Genomic DNA, 24,615 nt, shown 5'->3' on the forward strand with positions numbered 1-24,615 from the left:
GCGGCTGTTCCTTGGCTCATGGGCACCAGTAAATCTCTAACGTAGGTTGCAGAAACGCGCGAACCGGCATGGCCGCGACGTCGTCGGATGCCAGTGCGGCATTCAGGGTGGTCAGTTTTGATTGACCGGAAATCGACAGAATCTTGTGCTTCGCCGACGCCAACAACGCACGGCTCATGGTCAGGCGCTGACGCGGCACGCTCGGCGCGAGCATCGGCCAGCAGCGACGGGTGCCGTCCGCCTGCAATGCTTCAGTCAGGTTCGGGCTGTCGGGAAACAGCGACGCGGTGTGACCGTCATCGCCCATGCCCAGCACCAGCACATCAATCGGCGGCAATTCGGCGAGCAAACGGTCGGCCTGTTCAGCAGCCTGCTCGACGTTGGCCGCCGCGCTATAAAGGCTGAGAAACTGCGCCTTGGCTGCCGGACCTTTGAGCAGATATTGCTTGAGCAAGCCGGCATTGCTGTCGGCGTGTTCAACCGGTACCCAGCGTTCGTCGGCGAGGGTGACGACGACCTTCGACCATTCCAGTTCCTGCTTGGCCAGGTGCTGGAAAAACGCCACCGGACTGCGACCGCCGGACACCACCAGCACGGCGTTGCCGCGTGCAGTAATGGCCTCGCTCAATTGCTTGGCCACATTCAGCGCCAGACCTTCGGCCAATAGCACCGGGCTCTTGAATTCGTGGGCATTCACGCCCGCAGGCAGTTTCACATCAGATATCGCCATACCACGACCTCCCGTCCCGCGTGATCAATGCAATGGAGCTCATCGGCCCCCACGACCCGGCCGCATACGGCTTGGGCGCGTCACCGGATTTTTTCCACCCGGCGATCAGCTGGTCACACCACTTCCACGCGGCTTCGATTTCATCTTTACGGACAAACAGGTTCTGATTGCCGTTCATCACTTCCAGCAACAACCGCTCGTAGGCATCGGGGATCCGCGCGCTACGCCAGGTGTCGGAGAAATTCAGTTGCAGCGGCCCGCTGCGCAGTTGCATGCCTTTGTCCAGGCCCTGCTCTTTGGTCATCACACGCAGCGAAATACCTTCGTCCGGTTGCAGGCGGATGATCAGTTTGTTGCTGATCTGCAGGCGCTGCTCAGGGGCGAAGATGTAGTGCGACGGTTCTTTGAAGTGGATGACGATCTGCGACAGTTTCTGCGGCATGCGCTTGCCAGTGCGCAGATAGAACGGCACGCCGGCCCAGCGCCAGTTGCGGATGTCGGCACGCAAGGCGACGAAGGTTTCGGTGTCGCTCTGGGTGTTGGAATTCGGTTCTTCAAGGTAACCCGGTACGGATTTGCCTTCGCTGTGGCCGGCGATGTACTGGCCGCGCACAACCTGAGTGGTCAGGCCTTCCGGGCTGATCGGTGCCAGCGCCTTGAGCACTTTTACTTTCTCGTCACGGATGCTGTCGGCGGACAGGTCGGCCGGCGGGTCCATGGCGATCAGGCAGAGCAACTGCAACAGGTGATTCTGGATCATGTCGCGCAGTTGGCCAGCCTTGTCGAAGTAACCCCAACGGCCCTCGATGCCAACCTTCTCGGCCACGGTGATTTCCACGTGGGAGATGTAATTCTGGTTCCACTGGGTTTCGAACAGGCTGTTGGCGAAACGCAGGGCAATCAGGTTCTGAACGGTTTCTTTGCCCAGGTAGTGGTCGATGCGGTAGGTACGGTTCTCCGGGAAGAACTGCGCCACGGCGTCATTCACTTTGCGCGAGGATTCCAGATCGGAACCGATCGGTTTTTCCAGGACCACGCGGGTGTTTTCTGCCAGACCGACTTTCGCCAGGTTTTCGCAGATCGCGCCGTACACCGCTGCCGGCGTAGCGAAGTAAGCAATCATGCGTTGCGCGCTGCCGGCCAGTTCGGCCAGCGCGACGTAATCTTCAGCCTTGAGGAAGTCGACGTGCAGGTAAGTCAGGCGTGCGAGAAAACGCTCGGCGACGGCTTCGTCCAGTTCCTTGCCGACATAACGGCGCAGTTCGGCGGCGATGAACGCCATGTGCTGCTGCTCGCTGCCTTCTTCACGGGCCAACGCGATGATGCGCGTGTCCTCGTGCAACAGGTCGGCGCCATCGAGGTGATAAAGGGCAGGAAACAGCTTGCGCAGGGCCAGATCGCCAAGCGCGCCGAACAAGGCAAAGGTGCACGGTTCAACCGTAATCGAAGGCATGATGTTTGTTCTTTTATCAAGTTAAGCTACAAATACCTTTTTTCAAGGCATCACTCAAGGGAAAATGTAGTAATAACCACAACATTTTCGCAAAATACAGATTCCGAGTGGTGGTCGGTCGGAGCCATCAGTAGGATAGGCCACCGTCACGGGCCATATCAAAGGCCCAATTTGCATAGCCCGGCGCACCTTTGCGCAGGTGAATTAGGAATTCCATATGGACCGCGTGCGAAATTTACTGGAACAGATCCAGAGTCGCCTTGAAGACCTGAACAAGGCCGAACGCAAAGTCGCCCAGGTGATCCTGCTCAACCCGCAGCAGGCCACCCGTTTCAGCATCGCCGCCCTCGCCCAAGCGGCGTCGGTGAGCGAACCGACGGTCAATCGCTTCTGCCGTTCGTTCGGTGTCAGCGGCTATCCCGAACTGAAACTGCAACTGGCGCAGAGCCTGGCCAGCGGCGCGGCGTATGTCAGCCGTGCGGTGGAAGCCGATGACAATCCCGAGGCCTACACGCAGAAGATTTTCGGCAGCGCCATCGCGTCCCTGGACAGTGCTTGCCAGGCGCTGGACCCGAACCTGATCAGCCGCGCCGTCGACCTGTTGATTCAGGCGCGGCAGATCCACTTTTTCGGCCTCGGTGCTTCGGCACCGGTGGCGCTGGATGCGCAGCACAAGTTTTTCCGCTTCAACCTGGCGGTCACTGCGCATGCCGATGTGCTGATGCAGCGGATGATTGCTTCGGTGGCGCACACCGGTGAGTTGTTCGTGATCATTTCCTACACCGGGCGCACTCGTGAGCTGGTGGAAGTGGCGCGTATCGCTCGCGAGAATGGCGCTTCGGTGCTGGGTCTGACGGCGGAGAATTCGCCGCTGGCCAAGGCCAGTACGCTGAGCCTGAACATTCCGCTGCCGGAAGACACCGACATTTATATGCCGATGACTTCGCGGATCATTCAGTTGACCGTGCTGGATGTGCTGGCGACCGGGATGACGTTGCGTCGTGGGGTGGATTTCCAGCCGCATCTGCGCAAGATCAAAGAGAGTTTGAATGCGAGCCGGTATCCCGTGGGTGACGAGTTCAACTGAGGCCTGATGAATCTGTATTGAATGGTCCGGCCTCATCGCTGGCAAGCCAGCTCCCACAGTGTCCGCGCCGAACATTAAATTTGCGAACACCCATAAAACCTGTGGGAGCTGGCTTGCCAGCGATGGGGCCAGCAGTAACTACATAATCTAAGCCCCAGCCCAAGCCTGCAAACTCAAATGCGCCTTCTCCCCCGGCGCCAAGTGCAGGCTATCAGTGCCCCCCGCCGCCGCTTCCACACACACAAACTCCGAGATCTCATCCCAGCTCACGCCCAACAATGGCCGTGAGCCCGGATGCCACACCACCGTGTCCGCGCTGTCACCAGTATCAATGCACAACTCGCGTTGCCAGGCGTGATCCTTGAGCTGTAATTCACCGTCATGCTGGAACACCCGCTGGCAACCACCATCGACCCGTAACTCGCCTTCCTGCTGGCAAACTTCACGATTCAACTGGTCGTAACCCTGCGCGCCTTCGAGCCCAGACAGCGCTATCTCGCTGACATCACCAATACGCCAGTAAGCGTGCAAAGCCTGGCTCAACTGGCACGGCATATCGTCCTGATGCTCGGTGCTCAGGCTTAATTCCATGCGTTCACCCAAATGTGCGTGCAGGTCGACCTGCCAATCGCACAGCTGCAATTGCCAATGCAGACGCACGCCATCTTCGGCGCTGCTGCTGTCGAGCAATTTCCAGTCGAGCAGGCGCGCCCACCCATGGGACGGCCAGGCGTTTTCGCTCGGATGGCGGCCATACCACGGCCAGCACACCGGCACGCCGCCACGAATGGCGCCGACATGCGGCCACTTCGCCGCACACCACAACCACGGCTTTTGCCCACGCGGTTGAAAGTGCAGCAACTGCGCGCCCTGACGACTGAACACCGCCTGACACAGCGGATGATCGATCACCAACACGTCACGCATCTGATAGCGCTCCCAGGCGAACACCGGTCGTTCACGCAGGGATTTGAAGAAGCGTTGTAGCGGATGCTCATGCATTTGCCACGATCCTGAACTCGACTTTCACAGGGCGGCGCTTGCCCCAAAAAAAAGCGGACAGCCTTGGCTGTCCGCAAATATGCGCACATAGAGAGGAGCTTATCGCAGACGCGTTAGAACGTAGACTGAATTTTCAGGCCAGCGACCAAAGCGTTGTCCACTGCATCCACACCGCCCGGATGCGTGATGTATTGCAGGTTAGGACGCACGGTCAGCCAATTGGTAACGTGGATGCCGTAGTTGAGCTCGTAGTTGTATTCGGTTTCACGAATCGGCGAGAACACCGGGTTGTCGTAATCCGAAACACCGTTGGAGGCGTTCAGCAGTTCGGCGTTTTTCTTCACGTCATCGTTGACGTGGATACGCGCCGCGCCGATACCGATGTCATCTTTCGGACGTGCGTCGAACGGGCCTTTGTAGACGAACATCACCGACTGATAGTTGTCGATGAAGTTGGTGTCCTTGTCGTGGAACGTGGCGTTGGCGGCGATGTTCAGACCGCGAGTCGCATCACCGTTGTGGCTGGTGAGTTGCTGTTGCGCGACGAACCAGTAGCCATGTTTGCTGCTGTGGGTCTTGTAGGCGTCGCCAGTCTCTGCCGCGTTGAGACCGTTGACGTCTTCACGGACGTCGCTGGCATCAGCGGTGCTCTTGTAGTAACCGACACGGTATTCGCCCGGCAGGCTGTTGACCTTCGGCGACCAGACCAATTCGACTGGCAGAACAGTACCGGCGGTGCCGCTGCCACTGAGTTTGAAGCCGTTGCCGTGTTCCAGCTGCGACGGGTTCTGGTTGTACGCACCGATCTGCGCGTAGAGCTCGTCGTTGATGTTGTACTTGACGCGGATCGCGGCCTGGCTGACTGGCCAGTTGTACCAGATGTTGGTCGCCCAGTTACCCACTTGCGAGCCGCAGAACGCCAGGTTCTGGAAGTCGCACGGGAAGGTGTTGAAGTCTTCGCCTTCGCCGAAGTAACCGGCCTTGACGTCGAGTTTGTTGTCGAAGAACTGGTGCTGAATCCACAACTGGGTCAGACGCACCATGTGGCCACGGCCGTAGACTTCCTGAGACGAACTCAAGGTGCCGGCACGCGGATCGCCAACGCGGTCGTTGGAGATGTTGTAGCCGTTACGGTTGGTCAGCTGGATCTTGGCCTGAGTGTTATCCCAGCCCCACAGCTTTTGCAGATCGAGTGCCACGCCCAGACCGAACTGGTCGGCGTAACGCGCAGTCTTGTCGTTGTCGTAACCACCGTGCAGGTTGCCGCCGACTTCCCCAACGTAGTCGGCCTTGATGTCGATACCCTGCTCGATCAGCTTGGTCCGCTCACCACCCCAGTCGCCGGTCATCCATTTGGAATCGGAGCTGAAGGCATCCGCGGCCATCGCGTTACCAGCCAGCACCAATGCTGCCGCGGCGGAGATTTGGCAGATCAACCGGGCATTGACGTGTTTCTTTTTCATCCCTACATCCTCGTCTTTATTGTTATTAACTGTTTTTTTCCAACGTGGTTTACATAATTTGCGATGGATTACAGGCAATCCACCGCGTGCTCCCCTATGGAATCCGATCCCTGTGGGAGCTGGCTTGCCAGCGATGGCAGCGACTCGGCTCGACGACAAACCGAGTGGCCTGCATCGCTGGCAAGCCAGCTCCCACATAACCGTATTCCTGCATTGATTTCTTAGCGGCCCTTGAATTGCGCCACGTTCGCAGACCGCGCATCGGTCTGTGGTTGGGCCGCAACACCCAAACGCTCGCCAGTCTTGGCATCGAACAACAGCACTTTCGACGGATCGAATTGCAGCGTCAGGCTCTCACCCACCTGCGGCGCCACGTCCGGCGCCAGACGGCAGCAGACCTTGGTGTCGTTCAGGTTGACGAATACCAGCGTGTCCGGCCCGGTCGGCTCGGTGACTTGCACTTCAGCCTTGATGCTCGGCAGGCCGTTGCCCTCGCCGTTCGCCAGAACAATCTGCTCCGGGCGCAGGCCGAGGATCACTTCGCGATCTTCGAGACCGGCGTCCTGCATGCCCATCGGCAATTCGCAACGCGCCTGGCCACTGTCGAGCAGCGCCAGCAGACGACCATCCTTGCGTTGCAGACGCAGCGGAATGAAGTTCATTGGCGGCGAGCCGATGAAGCTCGCCACGAACAGGTTGGCCGGATCGTTGTAGATGTCTTTCGGCGTGCCGAACTGCTGAATGATGCCGTCCTTCATCACCGCCACTTTGTCACCCAGAGTCATCGCTTCGATCTGGTCGTGGGTCACGTAGACCGTGGTGGTTTTCAGGCGCTGGTGCATCAGTTTCATTTCGGTACGCATCTCGACGCGCAGCTTGGCGTCGAGGTTGGACAGCGGTTCATCGAACAGATAAATCTTCGGCCGCCGCGCCAGTGCCCGGCCCATCGCCACGCGCTGTTGTTGACCACCGGAGAGCTGTCCCGGCTTGCGGTTGAGCAGGTGTTCGATCTGCAGCAGCTTGGCCACGCGTGCGACTTCTTCGTCGATCGCCGACTGCGGCATCTTGCGAATTTTCAGACCGAACTCGATGTTCTCGCGCACGCTCATGGTCGGATACAGCGCATAGGACTGGAACACCATGGCGATGTCGCGATCCTTCGGACTCATGCCACTGACGTCCTGGTCGCCGATCATGATCGCGCCACCGGTGATGGTTTCCAGGCCGGCAATGCAGTTCATCAGGGTCGACTTGCCGCAGCCCGACGGGCCGACAAGGATCAGGAACTCACCGTCCTTGATCGACAATTCGATGTTCTTCAGGGTGTCCGGCAGGCCGGCACCGTAGGTCTTGTTGACGTTGCGAAGTTCGAGCGTAGCCATGATTACCCCTTGACTGCGCCGGCCGTCAGCCCGCGCACGAAATACTTGCCTGCGACCACATAGACCAGCAGGGTCGGCAGACCGGCGATCATCGCCGCTGCCATATCCACGTTGTATTCCTTGGCGCCGGTGCTGGTGTTGACCAGGTTGTTCAGCGCCACGGTGATCGGTTGCGAATCGCCGCTGGAGAACACCACACCGAAGAGGAAGTCGTTCCAGATCTGAGTGAACTGCCAGATCAGGCAGACCATGATGATCGGTGTCGACATCGGCAGAATGATCAGGCGGAAAATGGTGAAAAACCCGGCACCGTCCAGGCGTGCCGCTTTGATCAGCGCATCCGGAATGCTCACGTAGTAGTTACGGAAAAACAGCGTGGTGAACGCCAGACCGTAGACCACATGGATGAACACCAGGCCAGTGGTGGTGCTCGCCAGGCCCATCTTGCCGAGGGTGAACGAGGCTGGCAGCAGCACGGTCTGGAACGGCAGGAAGCAGCCGAACAACAGCAGACCGAAGAACAACTGCGAACCGCGGAAGCGCCAGAACGACAACACATAACCGTTCAACGCGCCGATGGCGGTGGAGATGATCACGGCCGGCACGGTGATTTTGATCGAGTTCCAGAAGTAGCCATCAACCGTGGCCCAGGCCTTGACCCAGCCGATGCCGCTGACCACGGTCGGCCAGCTCAGCAGGTTGCCGGTGCTGATGTCTTCGGGGGTCTTGAAGCTGGTCAGCAACATCACCACCAGCGGCACCAGATAGAGGAACACGGCGAAAATCAGTACCGCGTAGATCGCGATGCGACTGAGGCTGATGGCGGGTTTGGCAGCGAGACTAGTCATGACGCTTGGTCCTCAGCTCGGAGTACAGGTAAGGCACGATGATCGCGAGAATCGCACCGAGCATCAGAATCGCACTGGCCGAGCCCATGCCCATCTGGCCGCGACTGAAGGTGAAGGAATACATGAACATCGCCGGCAGGTCGGAGGAATAACCCGGGCCACCGGCGGTCATCGCTGCGACCAGGTCGAAGCTCTTGATCGCGATGTGCGCCAGAATCATCACCGCACTGAAGAACACCGGACGCAGGCTTGGCAGCACCACTTTCCAGTAGATGGTCGGCATGCTCGCGCCATCGATCTGCGCGGCACGGATGATCGATTGATCAACACCACGCAGGCCGGCGAGGAACATCGCCATGATGAAGCCCGAGGCTTGCCACACCGCCGCGATCACCAGGCAGTAGACCACGCGATCCGGGTCAATCAGCCAGTCAAGACGGAAGCCTTCCCAGCCCCAGTCACGCAATAATTTGTCCAGGCCCATGCCCGGGTTGAGCAACCATTTCCATGCGGTACCGGTGACGATCATCGAGAGCGCCATCGGGTACAGGTAAATGGTGCGGATAAAGCCTTCGCGACGGATGCGCTGGTCGAGGAACACCGCCAGCAGCACGCCGATCACCAGCGTGATGCCGATGAACATGCCACCGAACACCGCGAGGTTCTTGCTCGCGACCCACCAGCGGTCGTTGTCGAACAACCGCGCGTATTGCGCAAGGCCGGCCCACTTGTAGTTGGGCAGGAAGGTCGAGGTGGTGAACGACAGCACGAACGTCCACAGGATGTAGCCATAGAAGCCCACCAGCACGATGAACATGCTCGGCGCCAGCACCAGTTTCGGTAGCCAGCGCTGCAGTGCATCGAACGGCGAGGCTTTGCTGAACACAGCAACAGAACTCATGGGGAAATCCAGTACAGGGAATAAAAACTACAGTGAGATCCCTTGTGGGAGCGGCCCCTGTGGCGAGGGGATTTATCCCCGATCGGCTGCGTAGCAGTCGCAAAACCATTGCATGCGGTTTGTCTGATATTGCGCCGCTGCAACTTTCCGGGGTCGCTTCGCAACCCATCGGGGATAAATCCCCTCACCACAAAGGCCCGCTCCCACAGGAGGGGCCTGTGCTACCGACGCTTATTTAGCCGACTTGATCGCTGCACCCAGTTTCTTGGCAGTGTCGGCCGGGTCGGCTTTCGGGTCGTTGATGTAGTTGGTCACGACATCAAAGAACGCGCCTTGCACGGCCAGCGTGGTCGCCATGTTGTGCGCCATGCTTGGCTGCAGACCGCCGGACTTGGCGTCGGCCAGGAAGTCCTTGGCAGCGGTTTGTGCGCAGGAGTCGAAACCGAGTTTCTCCATGTTGTTCAACATGTCGTTGCGAACCGGGATCGAGCCTTTGTTGATGCTGAAGACTTTCTGGAAGTTTTCACCCAGCACGACTTTGGCGATGTCTTGCTGACCGGCCGCAGTGCCTGCGTCTTTCTGCTTGAACACCGCGAGGGAGTCGATGTTGTAGGTGAACGCCTTGTCGGTACCCGGGAAGGCTACGCACTCGTAATCCTTGCCGGCGATTTTCTTGGCGGCGGTCCATTCGGATTTGGCCCAGTCACCCATGATCTGCATGCCGGCCTTGCCGTTGATGACTTTGGCCGCTTCCAGGTTCCAGTCCTGGCCTTTGCCGTCAGCGTCCATGTAGGTCGCGACTTTCTTCAGCTCGGTCAGGGCCTTGACCATTTCCGGACCGGTCAGCGCACCGTTGTCCAGATCGACCAAAGCTTTCTTGTAACCATCGACACCCATGACCGAAAGCACCACGGCTTCGAACACGGTGCTGTCCTGCCAAGGCTGACCGCCGTGAGCCAGCGCAATGAAGCCTGCAGCCTTGAGCTTGTCACCAGCGGCGTAGAATTCTTCGAGGGTGGTCGGGTTCTTGGTGATGCCGGCTTTCTTGAAGACTTCCGGGTTGATCCACAGCCAGTTCACGCGGTGAATGTTCACCGGCACGGCCACGTAATCACCGTCGAACTTCACGGTATCGGAGACTTTCTTGTCGAGCAGGCTGTCCCACTTCTCTTCTTTGGCAACGTCTTTCAAGACGTCGGTGTCGAGCAGACCGGTCGACGCCCATTCCTGAATGTCCGGGCCTTTGATCTGGGCAACGCCCGGTGGGTTACCGGCCACGGCACGGCTTTTCAGTACGGTCATTGCAGTCGCACCGCCACCGCCGGCAACGGCGCCGTCCTTCCAGGTGAAACCGTCTTTTTCGACTTGGGCCTTGAGCACATCAACGGCAGCTTTTTCGCCACCGGACGTCCACCAGTGCACGACTTCCACCGAACCTTTGGATTCGGCAGCGGACACACTGAGAGGCAGAATTGCGAGCGGGAACAGGGAGGCGACAGAAATGACAGTAGCGAGGCGAGAAATCGCATTCATCTGAGATGTACCTTTCTTGTTGTTATGCATTGCAAGTCTGGTGCTTGCGCTGCACAGGAGTTTAAACAGGGCGATTCCCTTCGCAGGTAACGAAGGGACGCGCGAATGTCACCACATGGTTACACAGGAACGCTCTGGGACGGCTGCGCCAGCGCAGTGGCCATACTCGGTGACAAGGGTAGACGAGGGATCAGCACGGCTTGCCAGGCGTGATACAGATCGGGTTTGCCCGGCCAGATATCGGCACTTGGCAGGTTTTGCGGATTGAGTTCGTGGTGCCAGCTGCCGTCGCAGCGGTCGATGAAATTCACCTCGCAGAATTCCCAGAACAGTCGGTACCAGGTTTCGTATTGCGCATCACCCGTGCGTTTGAGCAAGGCGCTGGCGGCAGCACTGGCTTCGGCGTGCGTCCAGTGCAAGCGGTGGCGGACGACGGCTTTGTTGTTCCAGTCGAGGGTGTAGACGATGCCCGGCAAACCATCGACGTTCCAGCCATTGCGGCAGTTGTTCTCGAAGAGTTTCTGCGCGTCGGTGGCAAGCCAGCCCGGCGTGAGCATGCCCGCCTGGACCCGCGCCGCTTCGAGGTGCAGCAACAGCCGCGCCCACTCGAAGCCGTGGCCCGGCGTGGTGCCGTAGGGGCGAAATCCATCGGCAGGATTGTCGTGGTTGTACTCGCGCAGCGGTTGCCAGTCGCGGTCGAAGTGCTCGATGACCATGTAATCGTTGGCGGCAGCGTGACCGTGAATCACCCGCTCGACGATACGTTGTGCGCGCACCAGCCAGCGTGGATCTTCAGTGACATCGGCCAGGGCGAGGAACGCTTCGGTGGCGTGCATGTTGCTGTTGGCGCCGCGATAGGCTTCCTCTTCGCTCCAGTCACGATTGAAGAATTCGCGCATGGCGCCCTCTTCTTCGCTCCAGAAATACGTGTCGATGATGTCGATGGCGTCATCCAGCAAAGCCTGGGCGCCGGGACGCTGCGCGACCACTGCGGAACTCGCGGCCAGCGCAACGAAGGCGTGCAGATAGGCGTTCTTGCCGGTGTTGCCGTCGCGGTGTTCGGCGACCGCAAACCAGCCGCCGTGCAACGCATCACGCAACGGCCCGCGCAGGGCGGCGATGCCGTGATCGATCAGTTCGGCAAACCCCGGCAGGCCTTGAATATGAGCCATGGCGAAGCTGTGGGTCATGCGCGCGGTGTTCATGGTTTCGGCTCGCGCGTTGGTTGGCAGACGGCCGCGTTCGTCGAGGTTGCCGAAGCCTTCAGGCAGTTTTGATGCCTTGGCGAAATCCAGCAGACGCAGGCCTTCGGCAGCGAGCCATTGCTGGTGGGCAGGGGCGTTCAGCCAACTGCTGAAGCCGGGTTGGAAGAGATCCATGAGTGGCCTTTTTTGTTGTTATGACTGCGGGGAGTCTAAACAACGGGCCGGGATGGGCTTGTAACGAAGGGGGCGGGGTTTGTCACCAGCCTGTGACATTTATGTAGATGCATCTGACGCCTTCGCGAGCAGGCTCGCTCCCACAAGTGCCCGCACTCCATCAGGAAAAACACGGTCGAATGTGGGAGCGAGCCTGCTCGCGAAGAACGATAACGCGGTCTGACTAGTCAGCGCTGCGCGGCAGTTGCAGGGTCACCCGCAACCCACCCTCGCGCAAATTCTGCAACGTCACCTCACCGCCATGGCTATGGGCAATGTTGCGCGCAATCCCAAGCCCCAACCCATACCCCTGCTGCTGCCCCGCCAAGCGAAAGTGCGGTTCGAACACCTGTTCCAGCCGCTGCTCCGGCACCCCCGGCCCTTCATCATCGACGTGCAGGACAAACGCACTCTCATCGTCATCGATATGCAAATGCGCGTTCTGCCCGTACTTCAGCGCGTTGTCGATCAAGTTGCCAATGCAACGCTTCAGCGCCAAAGGCTTGCCCGGATACGCGGCCAACGCCCGCCCCTGCTGCGTCACGCGTCCATTGCCGTTGGGCGCCAGATACGGCTCGACGAGGCAGTCGAGCACATGGTTCAAATCCACCGGCTCGATGTTCTCGTGGATATCGGTGTCTTTCACGCACTGCAACGCGCCTTTGACCAGCAGTTCCAGCTCATCCAGATCACGGCCGAACTTGGCTTGCAGCGTTTCGTCTTCCAGCAGCTCGACGCGCAAGCGCAAGCGGGTGATCGGTGTGCGCAGGTCATGGGAGATAGCACTGAACAACTGGCTGCGCTCGGTCAGGTAACGGCTGATGCGTTCGCGCATGGTGTTGAACGCACGGCCCACTTCGACCACTTCACTGCCGCCACCCTCGGCCACCGGCTCGACGTCGGCGCCCAGCGACATGTCGCGTGCGGCCCGCGCCAGACGCTTGAGCGGCCGGCTCTGCCAGTGCACCAACAGACCGATGAACAGCAGCAAAAATCCACTGGTGAGAACGATGAACCACACCTGCTGCGAGGGCAGGCCTTGCTCTTCGAGACTGGTGTACGGTTCCGGCAACAAAGATGCGATGTACAGCCATTCGCCCGGCGCCATCTGGATCTGCGTGACCAGCACCGGCGGGTTTACCGGTTCCAGCGTCAGCGCGTAATGCGCCCAGGAGCGCGGCAGTTCATCGAGCTTCAACCCGGCGTTGAAAATCCGCAGGTCCTCTGGGCTGACAAATGTCACCGAAATATCCGTGTCATTGCCGAGGGTCTGGCGCAGCACTTCGTCCACAGCTTTCATCACCGCAGCCTTGCGCGGCGTCACCGGCAACACGTCCATGCCCAGCGGTTTATCGTTGAGCGTCACCACGAACCGGGTGCCGCCCATGCTGCGCAACTGGTCGAGCACCAGCGGCCGATAAGCCACCGGCAACGAGCGGAAATAACTGACGCTGGCCGTCATCGAATGGGCGAGGCTGCGGGCACTGGTGACCAGACCTTCAAGCTGGGTGGCGCGCAGTTGCGAAACCCAGATCACGCTGGACAACGTCTGTGCGAACAACACCGCGAGCAGGGTCAGCAGCAGCATCCGCCCGAGCAGCGAACGCGGCACCGGCACCCTGGCCGCGAGTTTGCGCAGCGAATCAGTGACCATTGCCGGCAACCACGTTGGCTGCCAGTTGGTAGCCGCTGCCGCGTACGGTGCGGATCAGCCGCGGCGGTTTCTCGGTGTCGCGCAGGCGCTGACGCAAACGGCTGACCGCCATGTCGACGATGCGATCGAGCGGCATCAGATCACGGCCACGGGTGGCATTGCCGATGGTGTCGCGGTCGAGGATTTCCTGCGGGTGGTCGAGGAACAGTTTCAGCAGGGCGAAGTCGGCGCCGGACAGAATCACTTCTTCACCGTCGGTGTGGAACAGCCGATGGCTGACCATGTCCAGCCGCCACTCATCGAAGGCCAGCACTTCACTGCCGCTGCGCTCCTGACCGAACTGCGCACGGCGCAGCAAGGCCTTGATGCGGGCTTGCAGTTCGCGGGGGCTGAAGGGTTTGCCGAGGTAGTCGTCGGCGCCGAGTTCCAGACCGATGACCCGGTCGGCTTCGTCGGAACTGGCGGTGAGCATGATGATTGGCACCTGCGCCTGACGCGGATGCTGGCGCACCCAGCGGCAGAGGCTGAAGCCGTCTTCGTCGGGGAGCATGACATCGAGGATCACCAGATCGCTCGGCGCCTCGTTGAGTGCCTGGCGGAAACTGGCGCCATCGGCCGTGGCACGCACCTGAAACCCGGCGCGGGTCAGGTAGGTTTCCAGCAACTCGCGTATTTCCTGGTCGTCATCGACCAACAATATCGACTTGTTGACTGAGCTCACTTCGAAGGCATCCTTGTTGTTGGAATTGGGGCGGATTATGCCTGATGTGTAGACCGATCGTTCCCACGCTCTGCGTGGGAATGTATCAAGGGACGCTCCGCGTCCAGTGACGCAGAGCGTCACGGGCTGCATTCCCACGCAGAGCGTGGGAACGATCTTCAACCTTGGAAATTTGTTGTCTGTTCTGGCCTCATCGCTGGCAAGCCAGCTCCCACAAGGTCTTGTGCACATCCTGAGAATGTCTTCAATCCTGTGGGAGCTGGCTTGCCAGCGATGAAGGCGACTCGGTATCAAGCCTGTTCGAGAGCCACGCCGGCACCGACAAGCCCGGAATACGGCGCCGTCACCAGCCACACCGGAATGCCCTTGAAATAATCGCTCATGCAGCCCTTGTCAGCGAAGCTGCGAGCAAAACCGCTTTCGACGAAGAAATCGGCGAAGCGCGGAATCACGCCCCCCACGATGTAAACCCCGCCGCGCCCGCCCGTGGTCAGCACGTTGTTGCCCGCGACACGCCCCAGCCAGCAGCAGAACTGTTCCAGCACTTCCAATGCTATCGGATCACCCGCAAGGCCTGCCGCCGTAATCGCTTCCGGCGTATCGAGTGTCGGCTCATGCCCGTCCACCGCACAGATCGCCCGGTACACACGAGGCAAACCACCGCCACTCAACGCAGTTTCCGCGCTGACGTGACCGATCTCATTGTGGATGTGCTGCCACAGCTGTGTTTCACGCGGGCTGCTCAGCGGCAGATCAACGTGACCGCCCTCGCCCGGCAAAGCGGCAAACCGGCCTTCACCCAGATCAAGCAAGGTGCCGACGCCCAAGCCTGTGCCCGGGCCAATCACCACCGCTGGACGCAACGGCTCCGGCGTGCCTTCGCAGACCACGCGGAATTCGCCGGGCTGCAAACGGGTCATGCCCAGCGCCATCGCCGAGAAGTCATTGACCAGCAACAGCTGCTCGACCTGCAAGGTTTTGCAGAACGCCGTGCGGCTCAGGCGCCAGTGGTTGTTGGTGAACTTGAATTCATCACCACTCACGGGACCGGCCACCGACAGGCACACCGAACCGATCGAACCCGGCACCAGACCGAGCCCGCTCAGATAGAGGCTGATCGCCTCCTCCGGGCTGGCGTGGTCGGCCGTGGCCAGCACTTGAATCGATTCGAGTTGCTGATTTTTCCACAACGCAAACCGCGCGTTGGTGCCTCCGATGTCACCGACCAAAGCCAGTTTCAATTAAGCGTCTCCAGGGCAGAAGTGAAGGCGCTGGCGCCCTGCTCCGCCGAGCTGAAGGCCAAACGCATGAAGCCGAACAGTTCGCGACCGCTGCCGATGTTGTTGCCCAACAGGCCTTTGGCAGGTTCGCGCGCGGCAAATTCTTCGGCGTCCACTTTGAGTTCCAAAGTACCTTTGACGCCATCGACGCGGATGATATCGCCCTCTTGCACCCGCGCCAAAGCGCCGCCGACATAAGCTTCAGGACTGACGTGGATCGCCGCCGGGATTTTGCCCGAGGCGCCGGACATGCGCCCGTCAGTCACCAGCGCAACTTTGAAGCCGCGATCCTGCAGCACGCCGAGGAACGGCGTCATCTTGTGCAGCTCCGGCATGCCGTTGGAGCGCGGGCCCTGGAAGCGCATCACCGCGACAAAATCCTTTTCCAGCAGACCGGCCTTGAACGCGTCGGCCAGATCCTGTTGATCCTGGAAGACCATGGCCGGTGCTTCGACGATCTGGTTTTCCAGCGCCACAGCGGAAACCTTCATCACACCGCGACCGAGGTTGCCTTCCATTACGCGCAGACCGCCCTCTGCCGAGAACGCACGGGCGACCGGGCGCAGAATGTTTTCGTCGAGGCTGTCGACCGGGCCTTCGCGCCACACCAGTTGACCGTTATCGAGGAACGGTTCTTTGGTGTACTGGCTCAAGCCGTGGCCAAGCACGGTGTTGACGTCTTCGTGCAGCAGGCCCGCCGCGAGCAGTTCGCGGATCAGGAACGACATGCCGCCAGCGGCCTGGAAGTGGTTGATGTCGGCTTTGCCGTTCGGGTAGACGTGGCTCAGGGTCGGAACGACTTCGGAGAGGTCGGCCATGTCCTGCCAGGTCAGTTGAATGCCCGCGGCCATGGCGATGGCCGGCATGTGCAGGGTGTGGTTGGTCGAGCCGCCGGTGGCGTGCAACGCGACGATCGAGTTGACCAGCGACTTCTCATCGACGATTTCGCCGATCGGCATGAAGTTGCCATTTTGCTTGGTCAGGCGCGTGACTTGATGCGCCGCTTCGCGAGTCAGGGCATCACGCAGCGGCGTGTTCGGGTTGACGAACGAGGCGCCCGGCAAGTGCAGGCCCATGACTTCCATCAGCAACTGGTTGGTGTTGGCGGTGCCATAGAAGGTGCAGGTGCCCGGGCTGTGGTAGGACTTCATCTCCGATTCCAGCAGCTCTTCGCGAGTCGCCTTGCCTTCGGCGTACTTCTGCCGAACGTCGGCTTTTTCCTTGTTGGAAATGCCCGAGACCATCGGCCCGCCCGGAACGAAAATAGTTGGCAGATGACCGAAGCGCAGCGAGCCCATCATCAGGCCCGGCACGATCTTGTCGCAGATGCCCAGCATCAGCGCGCCGTCGAACATGTTGTGCGACAGCGCCACCGCCGTCGACATGGCAATCACTTCGCGGCTCGGCAGGCTCAGTTCCATGCCCGGCTCGCCTTGGGTCACACCGTCGCACATCGCCGGAGTGCCGCCCGCGAACTGGCCGACCGAACCGATTTCGCGCAGGGCATTCTTGATTTGTTCAGGGAAGACTTCGTACGGCTGGTGCGCCGAGAGCATGTCGTTATACGAAGAAACAATGGCGATGTTCGCCGAGTTCATCATCCGCAGGCTGTGCTTGTCTTCGCTGCCGCACCCGGCCACACCGTGGGCGAAGTTGGCGCATTGCAGCTTGCCGCGCATCGGGCCATCCGTCGCGGCTCCGCGAATCAATGCAAGGTAAGCCTGACGCGTGGCGCGGCTGCGGGCGATAAGCCGTTCGGTGACCTCAAGGACGCGGGGATGCATGTGTAGAACTCCAGGCTAACGGATGTGGCGACCTGATTGTCTATGCTGATCAAACGCCGTTGTTGTTGGAATGACAGACGGCTTTTTTGACCATTCGGACCAGTTGATTCAGGTCACTCGTTGTAGATAAAACAAAATATTGCCACTAAAAAGGCTTGTTTTCTATTTTTATGCGAATAATCTTGTAATTCCAACAACAAAACGACGGCGGCGCTGTTCCATGACTCTTCGAATCGCAATCAATGGTTTTGGCCGCATCGGCCGTAATGTCCTGCGCGCACTGTATACCCAAGGCTACCGACAGGATTTGCAGATCGTCGCCATCAACGATCTGGGCGACAGTTCGATCAACGCGCATCTGCTCAAATACGACACCGTTCATGGCACGTTCGACGCCGAAGTGGCGCATGACAACGAAAGCCTGACCGTCAACGGCGACCGCATTGCGGTCAGCGCCATTCGCAACCCGGCCGAGCTGCCCTGGGCTGCGGAAAAAATCGATGTGGTGTTCGAGTGCACCGGTCTGTTCACCGACCGTGCCAAAGCCGCTGCGCATATTACTGCCGGCGCACGCAAAGTGATCATCTCGGCTCCGGCCAAAGGTGCCGACGCCACCGTGGTTTATGGTGTGAACCACGACATTCTGCGCCAGTCGCACCAGATCATTTCCAACGCGTCGTGCACCACCAACTGCCTGGCGCCGGTGGCGCAGGTGTTGCACCGCGAGCTGGGGATCGAAAGCGGTCTGATGACCACCATTCATGCCTACACCAACGATCAGAACCTGACCGACGTTTACCACACCGACCCGTACCGCGCGCGCTCGGCCACGCAGAACATGATCCCGAGCAAGACCGGCGCCGCTGAAGCGGTGGGCCTGGTGCTGCCGGAACTGGCGGGCAAACTGACCGGCATGGCCGTGCGGGTGCCGGTGATCAATGTGTCGCTGGTGGATCTGACCGTTCAGTTGAAGAAAGAAGCCACTGCCGAAGAAGTGAATGCCCTGCTGAAAGCGGCCAGCCAGCATTCGAAAATTTTGGGTTACAACACTTTGCCGCTGGTTTCCAGCGACTTCAACCACAACCCGCTGTCGTCGATCTTCGACGCCAACCACACCAAATCCAGCGGCAAACTGCTGAAGGTACTGGCCTGGTACGACAACGAGTGGGGCTTCTCCAACCGTATGCTGGATAACTGCCTGGCGCTGTGCAACGCGGAATAATCCCCCGCCCCTGATTCCTGTGGGAGCTGGCTTGCCAGCGATGAGGTCGGCACATCCATCTGCTGACCCACCGCCATCGCTGGCAAGCCAGCTCCCACAAGGTCAATTATTCCAATTTGAAATCAGTACTTGACCATTCAGCTAGATGATAAGCATTATCATTCGCTCAAAATGGATCAGGTCCTCCCGTGAGTCAATCGCGCTTCAACCACGTCTTCCTCACCCAGCGCACTTCACTGCTGCGCACGCTGGAACGGATGGTCAACAATCACAGTACCGCTGAAGACCTGTTGCAGGAAACCTACCTGCGCGTGACGCGGGCGCTGAGCGAGCGGGCCATCGATCATCTCGAACCCTTTGTCTTCCAGACTGCGCGCAACCTGGCGCTGGATCATCTGCGCGCGCGCAAGATTCATTCGCGGACCATGGTCGATGACGTGCCGCAGGACGTCGTGCACAGCGTCGCCGCCCCGGCCAGCAGCGCAGAAGACGCCGCCCACGCCGAACAACTGCTGGAGCGCTTGAACGTGAGCCTCAGTCAACTCAGCCCGCGCCAGCAGCAGATTTTCATCCTCAGCCGCCTGCACGGGCACAGCTATCAGGAAATCGCCGATGAACTGAATGTGTCCCTCAGCACGGTGCAAAAGGAACTCAAGCTGATCATGTCGATCTGCATCGGTGTCGCCGAACGCTTGAATGGCGACTGAGGCTGTAGGGCTTTTCTGTAAGTGTCAGGATCGACTGCACTGGTCATCGGGCTTTGTTACCCTTGCCCGACTTTTACGCTTCACTTAAAAAAACAGCCGTGCGCAGACACTGCCGAGGAAACACCGTGACGGACACCCACCGCTCGCCTTCGCCTTCATCGGCGCAGGACGCTGCAAACGCAATGGACCAGGCACTCGACTGGCTCATCGTGCTCGGCAGCCCGGACGAGGAGCAGACCCGGCAATTCCATGCCTGGCTGGCGGCTGATCCGTTGAACGCCCAGGCTTTCGCCAAGGCGCAGGCGATCTGGGACGGTCCGCAAATCGCCCAGTGTGCAGAGAAGCTAGCGACGCCACCTGCGAAAGTCACCGCCCTCAAACGTCTGCGCCCGCACTGGAAACCGCTGGCCACCGCTGCCGTGCTGATTCTCGGTCTGTTCAGTTTCAGTAACCTGCCGATGCGCATTCAGGCCGATCATCTGACCGTGGTCGGCGAACGTCAGCGCCTGCAACTGGAGGACGGTTCGAAAGTCCTGCTCAATACCAATTCGGCCTTCTCCAGCACCATCAACGATCAACAACGCGTCGCACGGTTGTATCAGGGCGAAGCGTTTTTCGAGGTCGCGGCCAATCGCAATCAGCCACTGGAAATCGATGTCGGCCCGGTCAGGGCGAGTGTGCGCGACACCGCGTTCGCCGTGCGCTACCTGGATGGCGTGGCGCAGGTCAACGTGCAACGCGGCGACGTCGATTTGCGCGCCACTCACAATGATGCCCGGGTGCGTTTGAGTGCCGGTGAAAGTGTCCGCATCGGCCCGAACGGTTTCGATCGCCCGGCCAAGCTCGACACCAACACTGACCTTGCCTGGGTACAGGGCCGACTGGTGTTCGAGAACTGCCCGTTGAATCAGGTCCTGGCCGAACTGCGCCGCTACTATCCGGGCTGGATCATCAACACCAACGAGCAGTTGGCCGACGTTGCCGTAACCGGTAATTATCGCCTCGACCAACCGCTCGACGTGGTGCGCTCCCTCGCCCACATCACCTCGGCGCGCTTGCAGGAATTCCCCGCGCTGGTGATCTTGAACTAAATGAGAATTATTTTTACTCGATAGCGAAAGCCCGTTCGTCTCGTTATAGCCAATGCAATTGATTCGCATCCTCGGAAGCGGATCAGCACCTATAAAGATTCGTGCGACACGGAGCGCTATCGATGTCCTCACGCCTTACCCGCCAGACTTCTTCCCCATCCCGCGTATTGTCGCTGCTGACCGCTGCCATCCTGATGGCCGGTACCGCACCGCTGATGGCTGCCACCGAACAACCGGCGCGCAACATGGGCGATTACTCGTTCTCGATTGGCCAGCAACCGCTGGTGTCGGCCCTCAACGCCTTCACCGCCGTGACAGGCTGGCAGGTCGGTTTGCCGGCGGAGCTGGGTCAGGGCGTATCGTCGCCGGGCGTGCGTGGTTCGCTGCCACCGGAAAAAGCCCTCGAGCGCCTGTTGGTGGGGACCAACCTGAGCTTCCGCAAGCTGAGCAACAACAACGTCGTGCTGGAAAAACGCAGCACCAGCGGCGCACTCAATCTGGATCAGGTGACCATCAGCGCCACTCGCCAGGAACAGTCGGTGAACAGCGTGCCGAGCACCGTCACCGTGCATACCCGCGAAGAGCTGGACCGTAACAATGTCAACACCATCAAGGATCTGGTGCGCTACGAACCGGGCGTGTCCGTCGGCGGCGCCGGCCAGCGTGGCGGCATCAGCGGCTACAACATCCGTGGCATCGACGGCGACCGCATCCTCACGCAGGTCGATGGCGTGGAGATACCGGACGGGTTCTTCAACGGCCCTTACGCCAAGACCCAGCGCAATTACGTTGATCCGGAAATCGTCAAACGCGTGGAAATCCTCCGTGGCCCGGCCTCGGTGCTGTACGGCAGCAACGCCATCGGCGGCGCGGTCAGCTATTACACCCTTGATGCCGACGACATCATCAAACCCGGCAAAGACGTCGGCGCTCGCCTGAAAACCGGTTACAGCTCGGCCGATGACAGCTGGCTGAAGTCCGCCACCGTAGCCGGCCGGGCCGACCAGTTCGACGGTTTGCTGCACTACAGCCAGCGCGATGGCCACGAAACCGATTCCTACGGCAGCAACAACGGCACCGGCCTCGAACGCACCGCTGCCAACCCGGAAGACGTCCGGGCGACCAACGTACTGGCCAAGATCGGCTGGAACTACAACGAAGATTCGCGCCTGGGCCTGACCTACGAAAAGTACAAGGATGATCGCGACACCGATCAGAAAAGCGCCTACGGCGGCCCGTTCTTCAACGGCGCGCCGACCATTCCGGACAGCATGTTGCCGGGTGGCATGTACCAGTGGCGCACCGGCAACGACACCATCACCCGTGAGCGTTTCGGCATCGAGCACCGCTTCGCCCTCGACAGCCTGCTGGTCGACAACGTGAAGTGGAGCCTGAACCACCAGATCGCCAAAACCGACCAGAGCACCGAAGAGTTCTACTACCCGATGACCCGTAAAGTGCTGCGCACCCGCGACACGATTTACGAGGAAAAACAGTGGGTGTTCGATGCGCAACTGGACAAGGCGTTTGCCATCGGTGACACCGATCACGTGCTGACTTACGGCACCACCCTCAAGCAACAGAAAGTCACCGGTTCGCGCAGCGGCGACGGCAAGTGCCTGGCCGTCGGGCGTGGCTGCACCGCCATCGGTGCGACCAGTACTGCTGACGTGTTGGCCAAAGCTACCGACTTCCCGGACCCGACCATCAACACTTACAGCGTGTTCGCTCAGGATCAGATCAGCTGGAACGACTGGACCTTCCTGCCGGGCCTGCGCTACGACTACACCCAGCTCAAGCCGCACATCACTCAGGAGTTCCTCAACACCGTGGCGGCGGATGGCCAGGGCACGGTCAGCGACAAGAACAAGACCTGGCATAAAGTCTCGCCGAAATTCGGCCTGACCTACGCCCTGACCGAGAACTACACCTGGTACGGTCAGTACGCCGAAGGCTTCCGCACGCCGACCGCGAAAGCGCTGTACGGCCGCTTTGAAAACAGCACCACCGGCTACAGCGTGACGCCGAACCCGGATCTGGAACCGGAAAAAAGCAAAAGCTATGAGACCGGTCTGCGCGGTAACTTCGAGCAAGGTTCGTTTGACGTGGCGGTGTTCTATAACAAGTACCGCGACTTCATCAACGAAGACGCTGTGACCCCGGGCCGCAACGAGCTGACCTTCCAGTCGGCCAACATCAAGCACGCCACCATCAAGGGTGCGGAAGTCAAAGGTCGTCTGAATCTGGATGCGTTTGGCGCCCCGCAAGGCCTCTACACTCAGGGTTCGATTGCCTACGCCTACGGTCGCAACAACGACAACGGCGAGCCGATCAACAGCGTCAACCCGCTGACCGGCGTGTTCGGTCTGGGTTACGACCAGGACAACTACGGCGGCCTGCTGAGCTGGACCGTGGTGAAGAAAAAAGATCGCGTCGACGACAGCAACTTCAAGTCGCCGGACGGCGTCAGCAGCCAGTTCAAAACGCCGGGCTTCGGCATTCTTGATCTGGCCGGTTATTACAAAGTCACCGACGACGTCACCGTCAGCGGCGGCATTTACAACCTGACCGACAAGAAATACTGGCTGTGGGATGACGTGCGCGGTTACGACAGCGTCGGCGAAGCCTCGGTCACGCAACCGGCCAACCTCGATCGCCTGACCCAACCGGGCCGCAACTTCGCGATCAATCTGATCTGGGACATCTGATCCCGTCGACCTCACTGCGCGTGTTCAGCCACCGCGCAGTGAGGTTTTTTTACGCTCACGCGTCTTCTTGTTCGTCTCGTTATCAAGCGCCTCTTTTATCAAGGACACCCCATGACCACTTCGGAAAAAGCCCTGCGTTCACAACGCCTGAACCAGATCACCCACGAGCCGCACAGCAAGCTCGACGCCCTGGTCAAAGCCCACGCGCCGTTCGAGACTCGCGCCAACTTCGCCCGTTTCGTCGTGGCGCAATACCTGTTCCAGTCGGAACTGGTCGAGCTGTACAACGATGCCGAACTGACGGCGATCGTGCCTGACCTGCCGGCTCGCTGCCGCGCTGAAGCGGCCAAGGCTGACCTGGCGGATCTGCACACCGAAGTCCCGGCGCCGGTGGCCGGGGCGGTGAAGAACCTGAGCAAGGCCCGTGCCCTGGGCTGGATCTTCGTCTCCGAAGGTTCGAAGCTGGGTGCCGCGTTCCTGATCAAACGCGCCGTGGCGCTGGAGCTGAGCGAAACCTTTGGCGCCCGTCATTTGGGTGAGCCGGAAGGTGGCCGCGCCGAAGGCTGGAAAAGCTTCGTGCGTACGCTCGACTCGCTGCAGTTCAGTGCTGAAGAAGAAGCCGAAGTGGAGCAAGGCGCGATTGACGCGTTCAACCGCTTCACGGTGCTGCTGGAACAGGCTTACGCCACCGAAGCCGAACCAGCCTGAAGCAACACACATCCTCCCTGTAGGAGTGAGCCTGCTCGCGATGGCGTCCTGTCATTCAACATGATGTCGACTGATACACCGCTATCGCTGGCAAGCCAGCTCCCACAGGGATCTCCACAAGTCTGTAAGATCCCCTTCTCGCCTCACAGCAATCCCGAGCCCATGCCGCAACCCGCCTCTTCCAAACTCGCCCGTGTGCTGTTCGGCCTGCTCGCCTATGTCAGCCTCGGCATCGGTCTGATCGCCATTGTCGTGCCCGGCCTGCCGACCACCGAGTTCATCCTTCTCGCCGCCTGGGCCGCCACCCGCAGCTCGCCGCGCCTGAGTGCCTGGCTGGAAAACCATCGGTTGTTCGGGCCGATCCTCAGTAACTGGCGTAACGGCAAGATCATCGCGCGCAAAGCCAAGGTCAGTGCCACGGTGAGCATGTTGCTCTGCGCAACGCTGATGCTGGTGATGCTCGATCACGGCTGGCCGGTTTATCTGGCGATTGTCGGGATGGGTTTGGGCAATCTGTGGATCTGGTCGCGCCCGGAATCTATCGTCACGTCTTCCTGACTCACACAATCACCAAGTGAATGGGGTCTTTGTGGTGAGGGGATTTATCCCCGATGGGCTGCGCAGCAGCCACCAGGCAGACAACCCCAATATGTCAGAAAGAGTCGGTTCTCAGGTTTTGGGCCTGCTTCGCAAGCCATCGGGGATAAATCCCCTCACCACAAAAGCTCTCACCTCCCCATATCCAGACACACCATTTTCATCCCCGTGAAACTTCCCTGTAATTAATCCCCTTTTCAGCACTTTCCCCTGCGCAAACGTTTAGCGATGACCGTTCGTCGGCATCCAGCTCATGCGCCCTCGCCTCACGCCGATGAGCATTGAATGGCGCTGAATGGATTTGGCGAACCGGGTAACTCCAAACC

At 59.9% G+C, this 24,615-nt stretch carries 20 protein-coding genes; 7 read left to right on the forward strand and 13 right to left on the reverse strand.

The window, feature by feature from the left end:
- Positions 1–16: 16 nt before the first annotated feature.
- Both pgl and zwf read right to left on the reverse strand, forming a co-directional pair.
- Positions 17–730 (reverse strand): 6-phosphogluconolactonase, encoded by a 714-nt coding sequence (gene pgl / locus ACVVH8_RS22815; RefSeq protein ID WP_475226492.1) that lies wholly within the window; start codon positions 728–730, stop codon positions 17–19.
- Positions 717–2,183 (reverse strand): glucose-6-phosphate dehydrogenase, encoded by a 1,467-nt coding sequence (gene zwf / locus ACVVH8_RS22820; protein WP_103303994.1) that lies wholly within the window; start codon positions 2,181–2,183, stop codon positions 717–719. Before zwf ends, pgl begins: the two co-directional genes overlap by 14 nt.
- 226 nt (positions 2,184–2,409) lie before the next feature.
- On the opposite strand from zwf, the gene ACVVH8_RS22825 reads away from it, so the two are divergent.
- Entirely contained in the window at positions 2,410–3,270 is an 861-nt protein-coding gene (locus ACVVH8_RS22825; RefSeq protein ID WP_177431396.1) for a MurR/RpiR family transcriptional regulator, read from the forward strand.
- Positions 3,271–3,417: 147 nt separating this feature from the next.
- Here the strand turns inward: ACVVH8_RS22825 and ACVVH8_RS22830 are convergent, their stop codons facing one another.
- From ACVVH8_RS22830 to edd, 11 genes are all read right to left on the reverse strand, one after another.
- Positions 3,418–4,272, reverse strand: a complete 855-nt coding sequence (locus ACVVH8_RS22830; protein WP_475226494.1) for a D-hexose-6-phosphate mutarotase — start codon at positions 4,270–4,272, stop codon at positions 3,418–3,420.
- Between the two features lie 113 nt (positions 4,273–4,385).
- Positions 4,386–5,735, reverse strand: coding sequence for a carbohydrate porin (locus ACVVH8_RS22835; RefSeq protein WP_213026388.1), 1,350 nt, complete (start codon positions 5,733–5,735; stop codon positions 4,386–4,388).
- Between the two features lie 221 nt (positions 5,736–5,956).
- Complete coding sequence (locus tag ACVVH8_RS22840; RefSeq protein ID WP_475226496.1) at positions 5,957–7,117, reverse strand: ABC transporter ATP-binding protein; 1,161 nt, start codon at positions 7,115–7,117, stop codon at positions 5,957–5,959.
- A 2-nt stretch (positions 7,118–7,119) separates the two neighbouring features.
- Positions 7,120–7,965 carry a carbohydrate ABC transporter permease gene (locus ACVVH8_RS22845; RefSeq protein WP_103303989.1) on the reverse strand — a complete coding sequence of 282 codons (846 nt, stop codon included), beginning with the start codon at positions 7,963–7,965 and terminating at the stop codon, positions 7,120–7,122.
- Positions 7,958–8,866 carry a carbohydrate ABC transporter permease gene (locus tag ACVVH8_RS22850; protein WP_003227452.1) on the reverse strand — a complete coding sequence of 303 codons (909 nt, stop codon included), beginning with the start codon at positions 8,864–8,866 and terminating at the stop codon, positions 7,958–7,960. The genes ACVVH8_RS22845 and ACVVH8_RS22850 overlap by 8 nt, the downstream gene beginning before the upstream one ends.
- 231 nt (positions 8,867–9,097) lie before the next feature.
- Positions 9,098–10,399, reverse strand: a complete 1,302-nt coding sequence (locus ACVVH8_RS22855) for an ABC transporter substrate-binding protein (protein WP_475226500.1) — start codon at positions 10,397–10,399, stop codon at positions 9,098–9,100.
- A 119-nt stretch (positions 10,400–10,518) separates the two neighbouring features.
- Positions 10,519–11,778, reverse strand: a complete 1,260-nt coding sequence (locus tag ACVVH8_RS22860) for a D-mannose isomerase (protein WP_475226502.1) — start codon at positions 11,776–11,778, stop codon at positions 10,519–10,521.
- A gap of 223 nt (positions 11,779–12,001) precedes the next feature.
- Positions 12,002–13,471 (reverse strand): ATP-binding protein, encoded by a 1,470-nt coding sequence (locus tag ACVVH8_RS22865; protein WP_103303986.1) that lies wholly within the window; start codon positions 13,469–13,471, stop codon positions 12,002–12,004.
- Positions 13,461–14,192, reverse strand: coding sequence for a response regulator (locus ACVVH8_RS22870; protein WP_025112821.1), 732 nt, complete (start codon positions 14,190–14,192; stop codon positions 13,461–13,463). The genes ACVVH8_RS22865 and ACVVH8_RS22870 overlap by 11 nt, the downstream gene beginning before the upstream one ends.
- Before the next feature lie 290 nt (positions 14,193–14,482).
- Complete coding sequence (locus ACVVH8_RS22875; RefSeq protein WP_401302371.1) at positions 14,483–15,433, reverse strand: glucokinase; 951 nt, start codon at positions 15,431–15,433, stop codon at positions 14,483–14,485.
- The gene (gene edd, locus ACVVH8_RS22880) at positions 15,430–17,256 is read right to left on the reverse strand and encodes a phosphogluconate dehydratase (protein WP_315445613.1); all 1,827 of its coding nucleotides are present in this window, start codon (positions 17,254–17,256) and stop codon (positions 15,430–15,432) included. Before edd ends, ACVVH8_RS22875 begins: the two co-directional genes overlap by 4 nt.
- Positions 17,257–17,476: 220 nt before the next feature.
- Here edd and gap point away from each other — a divergent pair, with 220 nt between their 5' ends.
- The 6 genes from gap (at position 17,477) to ACVVH8_RS22910 (ending at position 24,250) form a co-directional block, all read left to right on the forward strand.
- On the forward strand, positions 17,477–18,478 hold the full coding sequence (gene gap, locus ACVVH8_RS22885) for a type I glyceraldehyde-3-phosphate dehydrogenase (RefSeq protein WP_047300149.1): 1,002 nt from the start codon (positions 17,477–17,479) through the stop codon (positions 18,476–18,478).
- Positions 18,479–18,666: 188 nt separating this feature from the next.
- On the forward strand, positions 18,667–19,185 hold the full coding sequence (locus ACVVH8_RS22890; protein WP_103303982.1) for an RNA polymerase sigma factor: 519 nt from the start codon (positions 18,667–18,669) through the stop codon (positions 19,183–19,185).
- 125 nt (positions 19,186–19,310) lie between these two features.
- Entirely contained in the window at positions 19,311–20,276 is a 966-nt protein-coding gene (locus ACVVH8_RS22895) for a FecR family protein (protein WP_475226504.1), read from the forward strand.
- Positions 20,277–20,398: 122 nt separating this feature from the next.
- Entirely contained in the window at positions 20,399–22,984 is a 2,586-nt protein-coding gene (locus ACVVH8_RS22900) for a TonB-dependent hemoglobin/transferrin/lactoferrin family receptor (protein ID WP_315445611.1), read from the forward strand.
- Between the two features lie 111 nt (positions 22,985–23,095).
- Positions 23,096–23,692, forward strand: a complete 597-nt coding sequence (locus ACVVH8_RS22905; protein ID WP_475226507.1) for a biliverdin-producing heme oxygenase — start codon at positions 23,096–23,098, stop codon at positions 23,690–23,692.
- Positions 23,693–23,854: 162 nt separating this feature from the next.
- Positions 23,855–24,250, forward strand: a complete 396-nt coding sequence (locus ACVVH8_RS22910) for a YbaN family protein (protein ID WP_213026394.1) — start codon at positions 23,855–23,857, stop codon at positions 24,248–24,250.
- Positions 24,251–24,615 lie beyond the last annotated feature (365 nt).

It is taken from the genome of Pseudomonas trutticola BRTCR10, from assembly GCF_056155105.1.